This window comes from Bacillus sp. YC2 (assembly GCF_019891195.1).
Classification (GTDB): Bacteria; Bacillota; Bacilli; order Bacillales; family Bacillaceae; genus Bacillus.
Window position 1 is genome coordinate 717,584 of record NZ_JAHXDO010000001.1, and the last position, 12,624, is coordinate 730,207.

12 protein-coding genes are annotated in these 12,624 nt (G+C 45.6%); 7 read left to right on the top strand and 5 right to left on the bottom strand.

What is annotated here, in order from left to right:
- Nucleotides 1–52 precede the first annotated feature (52 nt).
- Both KY305_RS03645 and KY305_RS03650 read left to right on the top strand, forming a co-directional pair.
- On the top strand, nucleotides 53–1,261 hold the full coding sequence (locus KY305_RS03645) for an MFS transporter (protein WP_223061386.1): 1,209 nt from the start codon (nucleotides 53–55) through the stop codon (nucleotides 1,259–1,261).
- Nucleotides 1,262–1,326: 65 nt separating this feature from the next.
- Complete coding sequence (locus tag KY305_RS03650; RefSeq protein WP_061523242.1) at nucleotides 1,327–1,521, top strand: YwbE family protein; 195 nt, start codon at nucleotides 1,327–1,329, stop codon at nucleotides 1,519–1,521.
- Between the two features lie 41 nt (nucleotides 1,522–1,562).
- On the opposite strand, the gene KY305_RS03655 is transcribed toward KY305_RS03650, so the two are convergent.
- Nucleotides 1,563–2,750: a class I SAM-dependent rRNA methyltransferase gene (locus KY305_RS03655; protein WP_223061387.1), complete on the bottom strand. Its 1,188-nt coding sequence runs from the start codon at nucleotides 2,748–2,750 to the stop codon at nucleotides 1,563–1,565.
- Between the two features lie 94 nt (nucleotides 2,751–2,844).
- Between KY305_RS03655 and KY305_RS03660 the strand changes: the two genes are divergently transcribed.
- Nucleotides 2,845–3,228 carry a glyoxalase GlxA gene (locus KY305_RS03660; protein WP_223061388.1) on the top strand — a complete coding sequence of 128 codons (384 nt, stop codon included), beginning with the start codon at nucleotides 2,845–2,847 and terminating at the stop codon, nucleotides 3,226–3,228.
- 26 nt (nucleotides 3,229–3,254) lie between these two features.
- Here the strand turns inward: KY305_RS03660 and celB are convergent, their stop codons facing one another.
- A complete protein-coding gene (gene celB, locus KY305_RS03665; protein ID WP_223061389.1) occupies nucleotides 3,255–4,589 on the bottom strand; it encodes a PTS cellobiose transporter subunit IIC in 1,335 nt (444 codons plus the stop codon).
- A gap of 163 nt (nucleotides 4,590–4,752) precedes the next feature.
- On the opposite strand from celB, the gene KY305_RS03670 reads away from it, so the two are divergent.
- On the top strand, nucleotides 4,753–6,513 hold the full coding sequence (locus tag KY305_RS03670; protein WP_223061390.1) for a S8 family peptidase: 1,761 nt from the start codon (nucleotides 4,753–4,755) through the stop codon (nucleotides 6,511–6,513).
- 48 nt (nucleotides 6,514–6,561) lie between these two features.
- Here KY305_RS03670 and KY305_RS03675 read toward each other — a convergent pair whose 3' ends face one another.
- From KY305_RS03675 to KY305_RS03685, 3 genes are all read right to left on the bottom strand, one after another.
- Entirely contained in the window at nucleotides 6,562–7,422 is an 861-nt protein-coding gene (locus tag KY305_RS03675; protein ID WP_223061391.1) for a glycosyltransferase family 8 protein, read from the bottom strand.
- A gap of 164 nt (nucleotides 7,423–7,586) precedes the next feature.
- A complete protein-coding gene (gene ywaC, locus KY305_RS03680) occupies nucleotides 7,587–8,219 on the bottom strand; it encodes a GTP pyrophosphokinase YwaC (RefSeq protein WP_223061392.1) in 633 nt (210 codons plus the stop codon).
- 151 nt (nucleotides 8,220–8,370) lie between these two features.
- Nucleotides 8,371–9,306, bottom strand: a complete 936-nt coding sequence (locus KY305_RS03685) for a 1,4-dihydroxy-2-naphthoate polyprenyltransferase (protein WP_214800115.1) — start codon at nucleotides 9,304–9,306, stop codon at nucleotides 8,371–8,373.
- Nucleotides 9,307–9,759: 453 nt separating this feature from the next.
- On the opposite strand from KY305_RS03685, the gene KY305_RS03690 reads away from it, so the two are divergent.
- From KY305_RS03690 to dltB, 3 genes are read left to right on the top strand one after another with little or no spacing between them, the layout of a single operon-like run.
- The gene (locus tag KY305_RS03690; protein WP_082791730.1) at nucleotides 9,760–9,909 is read left to right on the top strand and encodes a teichoic acid D-Ala incorporation-associated protein DltX; all 150 of its coding nucleotides are present in this window, start codon (nucleotides 9,760–9,762) and stop codon (nucleotides 9,907–9,909) included.
- Between the two features lie 15 nt (nucleotides 9,910–9,924).
- On the top strand, nucleotides 9,925–11,436 hold the full coding sequence (gene dltA / locus KY305_RS03695; protein ID WP_223061393.1) for a D-alanine--poly(phosphoribitol) ligase subunit DltA: 1,512 nt from the start codon (nucleotides 9,925–9,927) through the stop codon (nucleotides 11,434–11,436).
- Nucleotides 11,433–12,620 carry a D-alanyl-lipoteichoic acid biosynthesis protein DltB gene (gene dltB, locus KY305_RS03700; protein WP_223061394.1) on the top strand — a complete coding sequence of 396 codons (1,188 nt, stop codon included), beginning with the start codon at nucleotides 11,433–11,435 and terminating at the stop codon, nucleotides 12,618–12,620. The genes dltA and dltB overlap by 4 nt, the downstream gene beginning before the upstream one ends.
- Nucleotides 12,621–12,624 lie beyond the last annotated feature (4 nt).

Here is a 12,624-nt window from a genome sequence, read left to right on the forward strand (position 1 = left end):
TTATTGTAAATCAAAATACAATAGAAGGAGGGATTTTAAAGGAGGAACACACATGCAGCAATCACAGATTCGCGCCCATTACACGGCGTTAAGGGGTTTTTATTTATTCGCCTTTTTAGGAACCGGCAGCATCGTTCCTCTGCTCAGCATGTTTTTAACTAAAGAACAGCATTTGGACGGATCACAAGTCGGACTGATTATGTCACTCGGTCCTATTGTGATGATTTTCTTTCAGCCGATTTGGGGAATGCTGAGCGACTATACACAGAAAACAAAAACCCTGCTGGCCTCATGCACGGCGCTGACGGGTGTTATCGGACTGACTTATCTCGCAGCTGACCGTTTTCCTATGTTTATTGTCATTGCTGCTTGTTTTGCAGCTTTTCAGAGCACCATTATCCCTTTGTCAGACAGTATCTCATTGCGCTATACCCAGCAAACACAGGGCAATTACGGAGGCATCCGGCTGTTCGGTTCACTTGGTTTTGCGGTTGCCGTTTTGACAATGGGGCAAGTGACTGACAAGCTTTTTCCGATCCATGCGATTTTTCTGTTCGGATGCGCCTTTCTTTGTATTGCGGCAGGGCTTGCCGTACGGATGCCCGGTCAGCAAAAGGCGAAAATGAAGCTTAACCTTCGCGGCGGCTTCAGCGAACTCATGAAAAACAAAGCCTTTCCCGTTTTTATGATTATTACGTTCACCATCTTTGCTCCAAACCTAGCAAACAATACATACTTCAGTTTATTCCTGGATAAAAGCGGGGCGTCCCTTTCTGTCATCGGCCTCTTATTTTTTATCGCGGTTATGTTTGAAATACCGTTCATGAAATTTGCACAGCGCTTTATTAATAAAATGGGCCTTCTCCGAGTCATTATGCTGTCTGGCAGCGTTTCTCTTTTCCGCTGGCTGCTGTATTTCACGGGCCCGCCCATGTGGGTCATTTATGTCACTGTGTTTCTCCAAGGCGTGGCGATCGGTCTGTTCATTCCGGCTGCACTCCAATATGTAAAAAAAATTACCCCGGGCCGCCTCGAAGCTACGGCCCTGACGTTATATGCCGCCATCGGCAACGGTCTCGGCAACTGGTTTTGCACATTTGCCGGCGGCTACATCTTTGACTATGTGTCCATCTTTGCCGTCTATTTGCTCTTCGCCGCCTTGAGTGTCATCGGGGTGACGCTGACTGCGTTTTTGCTGAAGGCTGAAAAAAGGGAGGCGCTGCGCAGGCCGGCAGCCGCTTTTCCATCCTCTCCTTCATAAAAGAACAAATTCACGATATGATAAGACTGTCACAAGATAAAAAAACAGAAGAACGGATGTGTCTTATGAACGGCCAACAGCGAAGCAGCATCTCAAAAGGGCTTGAGGTAGATATCGTCCTGAAGGCGGATCAGCGAACAGGAAAGCTGACAAGGGGCATAGTGAAAGATATTTTGACAAACTCAAGCTTTCATCCCCGCGGAATCAAGGTTCGACTTGAGGATGGGCGAATCGGCCGGGTGCAGCAGATCATTACATAAAAAAGAGGCCGGGCTTAAATGCCCGGACCTCTTTTTTTACATTATTTTTTTTGCAGAAAGACGACTTTTAAATAATTGCCTTCTTTAAAAGCGGGAATCGTTTTAAAATCCTCCGGCAATGTAAATTCTTCCAAGATGGTATAGCGTTCGTTCGTTTCTTTAAACGCCGCGTCTATAAAGCCTTTGAATTTCTTCATATTAAAGGCGCTGCTGTTTGTGGATGCGGCGATAATGCCGTTTTTTGCGGTAATTGCGATCGTTTCCTTCAGCAGGTTTTTGTAGTCCTTTGCCGCGCTGAAGGTGCGTTTTTTCGTGCGGGCGAAGGAAGGCGGATCAAGAATAATCAGATCAAACTGCAATCCTTTTTTCGCCGCATAGCCGAAGTATTTGAACACATCCATAACCTTGATGTCATGCGCCTCGTAATCAATTCCGTTGGCGCTGAACTGCTCAATGGTTTTCGCGAGGCTGCGGTTGGCGACATCGACACTTGTCGTTTTTTCAGCTCCCCCAAGCGCAGCAGCAACGGAAAACGCCCCAGTATAAGAGAACGTATTCAATACATTTTTCCCTTTGGCATACCGGTCTCGAATCGTTTTGCGCACTTGGCGCTGGTCTAAGAAAATCCCTGTCATCGCGCCGTCATTCAAATCAACTGCAAAGTGTATGCCGTTTTCCAGGACAATAATGGGAAAGTCTCCTCTTTCGCCTTTGACAAAATCGTCATCCTCTACGTATTGGCCCGCGGTATCAAAACGTTTCTTTTCGTAAATCGCCTTGTACGGCATCTCCAGCCCGTCAAGCGCCTCAATCAGGCTGTCTTTATATGTATAGATGCCTTTGCTGTACCATTGAACCAGCAGATAACCGTCATAATAATCAACGGTGACGCCGCCAATGCCGTCGCCCTCACCGTTGAACAGACGGAACGCCGTTGTGTCAGCCGCCTTGAACAAATGATCTCTTTCTTCAGCCGCTTTTTTGAGCTTGTCCAGAAAGAACCGCCCGTCGATTTGTTCATGCTGGCTGCGGGACAGCACCCAGCCGACTCCTTTATTTTGCAGTCCGTAATAGCCTTTTCCGAGAAACTCGCCCTTCTCGGTTTTCACATCAAAAAGGTCGCCTTCCTTCAAATGGCCGGCGTTTCCGGACAAGGCGTCTTTTTCAATCAGGGGGAACCCTTTTTTCAGCTTTCCGGCAAATGTATCTTTTACTGTAAGTAGCTTCATTGTGCATTCCTCTTTCGTTTTGCTTTCTCTTATCGTACCATAAAACATGATCATCACCGCATTGTCCGCGAAATTCAAAACAGGGGGAAAAACCATGACTGCAAAAAGAATCGACCACACAGGCATTATGGTCAAAGATATGGACAAATCCATCGCATTTTACCAAGACGTCCTCGGCATGATATTAAAGGACCGTATCACACATACAAACGGCGTTATCGAGCTTGCCTTTCTCGGTTTTCAGGACGGCCCGGAAACAGAAGTTGAATTGATTCAAGGGTACAGCAGCGAGCTTCCTGTTGAAGGTAAGGTGCACCACATCGCCTTATTGACCGAAGATATCGCGGCCGAATTCACGCACGCGAAACGAATGGGCGCTGTATTTATTGATGAAGACATCACGACACTGCCGAACGGGTACCGCTATTTCTACATTGAAGGGCCTGACGGCGAATGGATTGAGTTTTTCCAGCGTTAAAAAAACGGGCGAAGAAGCCCGTTTTTTTATGTTTCTTCTGCGGTACTTTTTTCAGCCTCCCGTTCCTCCCTCCATTTTTGAAGATCCCAGATTCTGAAAAACGGATAATAAATGATCAACGTGATAAGAAGATTGATTAGCTGCATGACCGAACCGGAAATTTTCCCGCCTGTTGCAAGATACCCTGAAATCAGCGGCGGCATCGTCCACGGAACGGCGATCCCGGCCGGTTTTGCCACCATTCCGGTGCTCATTCCGATATATGTCGCCGTGATGGTCAACAGCGGCGCAATGATAAAGGGCACGATTAACAGCGGATTCATAACGAGCGGCATTCCGAAAATAATCGGCTCATTGATATTAAACAGCGCAGGACCGATACCGAGCCGGCCGAGCTGTTTCATCTGTTTGCTTCTGGAGCGCACAAGCATGGTCAGTACGAGTGCAAGCGTCGCCCCGCTCCCGCCGACATTGATCCATATTTGAAAGAACTGCGTGGTGAAAATGCTCGGCAGCGCTTCTCCCGCTTGAAAAGCCAAACGGTTGGCATCCATCGCCCCGTACCAGATCGGCGACATCACCCCGCCGATAATCGAGGCGCCGTGAATGCCGCATGACCAGAGAAGCATTTGCACAAACTCAGCGACGAGGCTGCCGCCCAAGCTCCCGCCGAGAATAGAAAGCGGCGTCCCCAATAAGTCACCGACGACATTATGAAGGCTTTCAAAAGGGGTCATTTCAATAAAAAGACGCGCCAGCCACACCAACGAAATAATAATAAAACCCGGGATCAGCGCGATGAATGATTTACTGACAGCAGGCGGCACCCCGTCAGGCATCTTAATGACGATGTTTCTTTGAATAATAAATCGGTACACTTCCGTCGAAAACATCGCAATGATCATAGCAACAAACAGGCCCTTGCTCCCGAGCAGCGTGATCGGGATGCCGCCTCCCACCATGACTTCTGTTGCCGCTCCGTCAGGCAAAAATGGAATCTGAAACGGTGTCGCCAATAAAAAGGCGGCAAGGGCAATGGCTCCTGACGACAGCGCATCCACCTCATAGCTTTCCGCCAGCCGATAGGCAATCCCAAAAGCGGCCACGAGCGCCATAATGTCAAATGAAGCATTGACGGGATATCCGAGCTTATCAACCCAATGTTCACCGAATAAATTTGCCATAAAATCGGCATAGCCGGGAATGGGAAGGCTCGTCAGGATTAAAAAAACTGATCCGATAATAATAAGCGGCATAGACAGAATAATCCCGTCACGCAAGGCTCTTAAATGCCTTTGTCCGGCAATTTTCCCGGCGACAGGCATAATTTTTTCTTCCATAACCTGATTGAACGTACTCATCTATCAAAAACCCCCTTTTTGAGTTCAATGTGCAGATGCCTTAAAGCTTTTCTTTATCATATTTTGAAAACGCTTACAATTGCATATAGAAATTTTCCTCTTCCTTTAGGAAAAAAAGAATTTCACCTTACCGATATATAAAGAAAAAAGGGGGATTTTTTTCATGAGGCATTTCAGCTTAAAAACAGCAGCGGCTCTTACATTGTGTTTCAGCCTGTTCTCCGCTGCCCCGCTCGTTCGCGCGGAAACACCGGAACAGGACATTATCGTTGTGTATAAAAATCAAAACGGCAAGGAATCAGCGATAGACAGCGGAGCAGATGTCGAACAGGCATACAAACATCTTCCGGCTTTCGCCATGTCAGCCGATTCACAAACAGTGAAAGAACTCCGGCATGACCCTGACATCTTATATGTTGAAGACAATGTATCATTTCAAGCTGCGGGCAACTCCGATGTGCACCTGTTATCAACAGCTGCAAGCCGTTATTCCGAACTGTCTCAATGGGATTTAGCACCGATTCAGGTCAAGCGGGCTTGGAAGGAAGGATTGACAGGGAAAAATGTGAAAGTGGCTGTCATTGACAGCGGCATTTTTCCCCATGACGACCTCTCCATTGCGGGAGGTTACTCTGCGGTCACCTACACATCCTCATATAAAGACGACAACGGCCACGGTACACATGTCGCCGGAATCATTGCGGCTCAGCATGACGGATACGGGATTGACGGCATCGCTCCAGGTGTCCGGCTATACGCGGTTAAAGCATTGGATCAAAAGGGTTCGGGGGATCTTAAGAGCCTTCTCAAAGCGATCGACTGGTCTATCGCCAATAAAATGGACATCATCAATATGAGCCTCGGGACAAACGGCGACAGTCAAATTCTTCATGAAGCGGTCGACAAAGCGTACCAAAAAGGAATCGTCATCGTAGCCGCCGCAGGCAATGACGGCAACAAAAAACCCGTCAATTATCCGGCCGCTTACAGCAGCGTGACGGCAGTCTCTGCGGCAAACGAAAAAAATCAGCTCGCGGCCTTTTCGACTGCCGGGAAGCAAATTGAATTTTCAGCTCCCGGCACAAACATTACAAGCACCTATTTGAATCAGCTGTATGCAATAGCTGACGGCACATCTCAGGCCGCACCGCACGTCACAGGCATGTTCGCGCTGCTCAAACAGAAATATCCGCAGGAAACGAATGTACAGCTCAGAAAACAGATGCAGCAAAACGTCAAAGACTTAGGGTCCCCGGGGCGTGATAACCAGTTCGGATACGGATTAATCGAATATCACACGAATCAAAAGGATTTTGCTGAACAAGCCGTCATCAAAGCTGAAAGAACAAAGAAACAAACAGATATTAATCAAGCAAAAAAAGAGGTAAACAAGCTCCCGAAGTCAAAGAAGAAATCCGCACTTGAGGCGCGGATCAATAAAGCACAAGCCGCACGAAACGTCACAGACGCCAAAGACAAGGTCAAAACAGCCGAGAAGCAAAAGAAAAAAACCGCAGTCGATGCGGCTGAAAGCGCCATCCGCAAATTACCGGCCGGATCTGAGAAAAAAGCGCTTCAAAAGCGGCTGGACGCAGTCAATTCCGGCTTACTGAAATCAGCTAAAACAGCCGTTACAAAGGCAGAGAAAAAGACCGATGACGCAAATACCGCAAACGCCCAAAAAGCAGTCAGCGAGCTTCAGCGGGGGAAAGATAAAACCGCTCTGCAAAAACGGCTGGATCGAGTGAAAGATAAACTCAATCAGAAAAAAACGGTTCAAGCGAGAGCCAAAGTGAAAACAGCGGAAAAATATAAAACAAAAAAGACCAAGTCACAAGCACAAACGGCAGTAAACCAGCTCAAGCCTTCTGCCGAAAAGACCAAGCTCCAAAAACGGGTGCGCGCAATTCGGATCAAACATTAAAAAAACGCTTAGGAGCCGGATAACGGCTTCAAAAGCGTTTACATCACCCTATTGGTTAATGGCAGGCCGGCTTGCCGGACTCCATTTCGTAAATGACATATAACGGAAATAGTGATCACGGTAAGGATGGGACGTTCCGGAGTTCCACGGCTTGTCTCCCCCGCAAAAGTGAACGATTGCCGGTTTTGTCCTCGTTTCTCTGTACCGTATCCGGTCTGTCAGTGTCGGAGGCGTTTTTTCGTTTAAGATGATATGGGTCTGCGCGTTCCACCGCGGGTGCAGTTCATGCCATTGATCGTATAATATGGCGTTAAGCGCGTCCTGATCATGAAAAACGAGAAAATCCTCCGAGCTGTTATCATTTATAAACTGAATGACCTTTTCAGAGATATTTTGCTTTCTCCAAGGTTCGAAATCAATCATCATAATGCCCGAATTAAAATACTTGGCGGTATCACTGATGTTCATTTTTTTCAGCCTTTCGTGCTGTCCGGCATCCTCAACCGCAGCGACAATTGCCGGGGAAATATTCATATCCCATAAGGTTGAAATATCCTCCATCACAATCGCGTCGCAATCGATATAAATCATCCGCTTCACACTCTTATCCTTTATTAAATCCGGAATGGAAATACGGTAATAGGCTGCTTTGGTAATATGGCTGCTTTCAACGGCGTGCTCGTATTGATCGGCGTCAACCTCTAAAAATTCAACAGGTGTTCCGAATGACATCGTCGTTTGTTCCAGCTTTTTTTTATTTTCGGCAGTAATTCCGCCGTCTATCACATATAATTTTACATCTCTTGTTTTGTCCATATTCATCAATAAAGAAGCGAACATCCCACCCAAATGACGAGCATAATGATCATCGGCACATGATACGATATGCATAGTTTCAGTCTTTTCCACTGATATTCATCTCCCTTTTTGTTGTACAGGTTTCATTCCCTTTTTAAAAAAATCAAACCATTTATCTGCTGATAGAATGTGCTGTCTTTTTCAGGGGGATGGTGATCGAGAGATATAAAAAAAGCTGCCGGCAGGGTTCGGCAGCGAAACGGAGCCTGGCCCCGTCAATCCACTTCTTTCTTAATCCCGAGCATCTTCTCGTCTAAATAATGGGCGATTTCCGCCGCTTCCTTCAGCTCGTCCGTCAGCTGCTTCGGGACTTCGTTATTTAATTTGTAGTAGATTTTATGCTCAAGGCTCGCCCAAAAATCCATGGCGATGGTGCGGATTTGAATTTCTGCTTTTACATATTCCACTCGATTCGTTAAATAGACGGGAATCTCAATAATCAAATGCAGGCTGCGGTAGCCGTTCGGCTTTGGCTGTTTAATATAATCCTTCACCTTCACAATCTTCAAATCCTTATGCTGCTTAAGGACCTCCGCAATATTGTAAATATCAGAAATAAAGGAACAGATAATCCGCACACCCGCAATATCATGGATATGCTCTTTCATCTCCTGCGTCGTCACATCGCACCCTTTGCGCATCAGTTTATTAATGATGCTCTCAAAGCTTTTCACACGCGACTTTGTATGCTCAATCGGGTTATGCCCGTGAATCAGATTATATTCCTGGCTGATAATAGAAAACTTCGTATCCAGCTCATCTAACGCAAATTTATAAACTAGTAATTCATTTTTCCAATCTTCCATGACCGTTTTTAAATCATCCATATGGGTCGTTGATAAATCCATCTTTTTCATCTCCTTGCTTTGCTGTCCATGTATTAGACGGGGCGGTTTGCTGTGAGGTTCTTTACAAAATCGTGAAGTTTATTTCATGATCAGCGGGACAATCATAAAAAAAGCAAATGCCGCATCACGGCATTTGCTTTTCTTCATTTCGTCAGCGGAAATAGCTGATCAGGAGTCCGATTGAAAGCAGGAATCCAAAGAATGTATTCGTTTGAGCGGTTGATTTCATCGCAATAATCATGTTCATCGGCATTTCGTTTTTCACAAAGCCCTTAATCGCCTGAACGGGCTTCGGCACGCTCAGAAAGACGAGGAACAGCCATGGGCTTGTATACCCCATCAGCACAAGACCGACGATCCAGATGTAAGCAATCGCAAATGATGCGGCCAAAATCATGACGGCTCCCTTGTGCCCCATCAAAATCGCCAACGTTTTTCGTCCGCCTTTTTTATCTTCCTCAATATCGCGAATGTTGTTGGACAAGTTAATCGCACCGACTAAAATCGCAATCGGGATGGAGATCAAAATGCTTTGTTTATTAATCATATCCGTTTGAATGAAAAAAGAGATAAGGACAAAAACAGAACCCATGCAGATGCCGGAGAACAACTCACCGAACGGCGTATACGCGATCGGCAGCGGCCCGCCTGTATACAGATAGCCGATCAGCATGCCGACAAGCCCGATTGCCGCAAGCCACCAGCTGCTGCTCATGCAAATATACACACCGAGTAAAATCGCAATGGCATAAGAGCCGAGCGCTAACTGCAAAATCGTTTTCGGCTTCATGCCGTGGCGGACGATCGCTCCGCCGATTCCCACTGAATCCTTCGTATCTAAACCGCGTTTAAAATCATAATATTCATTGAATAAGTTCGTGGCAATCTGAATCCATAAGCAGGAAAACAGCATGGCCAGAAACAGCAGGAAATCAACCTTTACATAAAACATCGCCAAAACAGTGCCGAGCAATACAGGCACAAACGATGCCGTCAATGTATGAGGGCGGGTTAATTGCCATAAAATACGGCCCATGCTTTCTTTTTCAGGCGTCTTTTGGCTGCCTCCCATATTGTTTTGATTCATTTTCCTCTTCCTTTCTATTAAAAGGCTTTCACAGTCAGCCGATAACAGTAGTGTTGAATTGGGGTTTTCATGTCTCTGCTACCTTATCTATCATAATAATTTCTCCCTCATTTCACAAGATGCGAGGCTTTCGGACAATCGTTCTTCTTTCTTGTCTGTTAACGGCTTTATCCCCTTCTCCCTTGGGTTTTATCAGTTGCTGAAGAGAGAAAAGGCCGCAAAATTTTTTTTACCTCATTTATATTTGCGATAAGTTAAAAATCCCGCCTTCACAGCGCTTTTTTATTATGGTCATTTCGCTTTTATACATGCGCAGTTTTCCGTTCTTTTGTTTCCCGTTCATTTTTAAGGTAAATTTAAGCTTAGGATATTAGACATATTTTGAAACTTTTTGTTAATCTAATCGTCATATACTGGTGTAATTATTGAATAATCGGGGAAGGAATTTTGAACATGATGCGAATATTAAAACGTGCTTATGAAAATACATTGATAAAATGGACGTTTCATACGGGCTTTTATTTTCTAATACTAGTATTGCTCTTTTGGATGTACGGATTTCACACAGCAAATACCGGCACCTATATTTACAACGACTTCTAATCGGGGAGGATTACTATGAAACTACTTGATGCTATAAAAAAATACGCAGACACAAAGCCGCAAGCCGATGCGTTTCGTTCCTTGGATGATTCCCTCACTTACCGGGAATTATGGGATATGTCGGAACGGACTGCGTCTGCCATTCAAAAACACACACCTGACGGTTCAAAAACACCTGTCGTGGTATACGGACATATGGAGCCGAATATGCTCATTTCCTTTTTGGGCAGCGTAAAAGCAGGGCATCCATACATTCCTGTCGATATCTCGATCCCGGCGGAACGGATTGTCAAAATCATTGAAAGCTCCGGCGCAGAGCTGCTCATTAACGTTTCCGGTGATACCATCGATACGGGAAGCAATCTGATTAAAACCGTTACCCCTGAAGAGATTGCGGCAGACGGTGATGCAAACGTCAGCCGTGAGCACTGGGTGAAAGAACAAGACACCTTTTATATTATTTACACGTCCGGCAGCACGGGCAATCCAAAGGGCGTACAGATATCTGCTGATAACCTGCAAAGCTTCACTGACTGGATTTGCAGGGATTTTCCTGTGGGCGAGGGCAAAACATTCTTAAACCAAGCTCCGTTTTCTTTTGATTTATCTGTCATGGACATCTTCCCGTCCCTTCAAACGGGAGGCGCGCTGCACTGCGTGACAAAAGATAAGATCAATAAACCGAAAGTATTGTTTGAAGAGCTGGAGAAATCCAACCTAAACGTCTGGACATCAACACCGTCATTCGTCCAAATGTGCCTGATGGATCCCGGCTTTACGCAAGAACTGCTGCCAGACACAGAAGTATTTATGTTTTGCGGAGAAGCGCTTCCCGTTGCGGTTGCACAAGAGCTTTTGAACCGTTTCCCGAAGGCCCGCGTATTCAACACTTACGGTCCGACTGAAACAACGGTTGCGGTAACCTCCGTAGAAATCACACAGCAGATCATTGATGAAAATGAATCTCTTCCCGTCGGTTTCGCAAAACCCGACATGAACATCTGCATCATGGATGAAAACGGGAATAAGCTGCCGGACGGAGAAAAAGGCGAAATCATCATTGCCGGCCCAAGCGTGAGCAAAGGCTATCTCGGAGAGCCGTCACTGACAGAAAAAGCATTTTTCTCTTTTGATGGTCAGTGGGCATACCGTACGGGCGACGCCGGTTTTGCTCAAGACGGTCAGATTTTCTGCCAAGGACGCCTTGATTTCCAAATTAAGCTGCACGGCTACCGCATGGAGCTTGAGGAAATTGAAGTTCATGTAAGGCAGTCCCAATATGTGCGGTCAGCGGTTGTCATCCCGTATCAGCCTAACGGACCTGTCGAATATCTTATCGCCGCAATCGTGCCTGAAAAACATGATTTTGAAAAAGAATTTCAGCTGACAAGCGCCATTAAGAAAGAATTAGCCGCCTCGCTCCCGGCCTATATGATTCCGAGAAAATTCATTTATCAGGATCAGATTCAAATGACTGCGAACGGAAAGATTGACCGTAAACGCATTGGTGAAGAGGTTCTTGTATGACGCCTTACAGCTCGTTTTTCTTCTTTATTTTACTTGGAATCCTTCTCTTGCCGACGATTATTTTAGGGCTGAACGGCAAGAGATTCCAAGGATACAACATGTTTATCTCTATCATCATATTGGCTTTGATTTTTTCACACGATCTGCACGGCGTCATTGCATTGTGCTTGTTTACACTGTGGCAGGTGCTTTTAATCAGGGGGTATCTCGCATACAGGCTGAAGGCAAACAGCGGCTTTGTCTTCAGTATGGCTGTGATTGCGTCCATTTTACCCCTGTTTTTATCTAAATTATGGCCGTTTTTCTTTACGCCGGAGCCTCATCATCCGCCGGTTCATAACATAATCAGCTTTTTAGGAATTTCCTATCTGACCTTCAAAGGCGTTCAGCTGATTATGGAAACGAGAGACGGATTAATCAAAGAAAAGCTGCCTCTGCATCGTCTTCTGTATTTTATTATGTTTTTCCCGACCATCTCCTCCGGTCCGATCGACCGGTACCGCAGGTTTGCTAAGGATGAACAGAAAGTATGGACAAAAGAGGAATACGCAGACTTATTGTATACCGGCATTCATAAAATTTTTATCGGTTTCTTATACAAATTCATTATCGGATATGCGATTAACACCTATTTCATTATGAATCTGCCGCACATCACCCACAATAAGCTGCTGGGCAATGTGCTGTATATGTACGGTTACAGCATGTACCTGTTTTTCGATTTTGCGGGTTACACGATGTTTGCCGTCGGTGTCAGTTATATCATGGGAATCAGATCACCGGAAAACTTTAACCTGCCGTTTATCAGCAAAAATATTAAAGACTTCTGGAACCGCTGGCACATGTCGCTTTCCTTCTGGTTCAGAGACTACGTATTTATGCGCTTTGTCTTCTGGATGACAAAGAAAAAATGGATTAAGAACCGAATGGCCGTCTCGAACATCGGGTATTTCCTGCTGTTTATGCTGATGGGTGTTTGGCATGGGCTCGCTCTGCAATATATTGTGTACGGCCTGTATCACGCCGTTTTAATGACGGGATATAACTTTTTTGAGAAATGGAATAAAAAGTATAAATGGCTTCCGTCCAATCGTTTCACAACCATATTAGCCATCGTTATTACGTTCCATTTCGTATGTTTCGGATTTTATATTTTCTCAGGAAAACCATTTCATCATCATTAAAGGA

Excerpts from the sequence above, each read along its gene's own strand:
- KY305_RS03645 (WP_223061386.1), top strand. The coding sequence starts at position 53 with ATGCAGCAATCACAGATTCGCGCCCATTACACGGCGTTAAGGGGTTTT.
- KY305_RS03650 (WP_061523242.1), top strand. The coding sequence starts at position 1,327 with ATGAACGGCCAACAGCGAAGCAGCATCTCAAAAGGGCTTGAGGTAGAT.
- KY305_RS03655 (WP_223061387.1), bottom strand. The coding sequence starts at position 2,750 with ATGAAGCTACTTACAGTAAAAGATACATTTGCCGGAAAGCTGAAAAAA.
- KY305_RS03660 (WP_223061388.1), top strand. The coding sequence starts at position 2,845 with ATGACTGCAAAAAGAATCGACCACACAGGCATTATGGTCAAAGATATG.
- celB (WP_223061389.1), bottom strand. The coding sequence starts at position 4,589 with ATGAGTACGTTCAATCAGGTTATGGAAGAAAAAATTATGCCTGTCGCC.
- KY305_RS03670 (WP_223061390.1), top strand. The coding sequence starts at position 4,753 with ATGAGGCATTTCAGCTTAAAAACAGCAGCGGCTCTTACATTGTGTTTC.
- ywaC (WP_223061392.1), bottom strand. The coding sequence starts at position 8,219 with ATGGATTTATCAACGACCCATATGGATGATTTAAAAACGGTCATGGAA.
- KY305_RS03685 (WP_214800115.1), bottom strand. The coding sequence starts at position 9,306 with ATGAATCAAAACAATATGGGAGGCAGCCAAAAGACGCCTGAAAAAGAA.
- KY305_RS03690 (WP_082791730.1), top strand. The coding sequence starts at position 9,760 with ATGATGCGAATATTAAAACGTGCTTATGAAAATACATTGATAAAATGG.
- dltA (WP_223061393.1), top strand. The coding sequence starts at position 9,925 with ATGAAACTACTTGATGCTATAAAAAAATACGCAGACACAAAGCCGCAA.
- dltB (WP_223061394.1), top strand. The coding sequence starts at position 11,433 with ATGACGCCTTACAGCTCGTTTTTCTTCTTTATTTTACTTGGAATCCTT.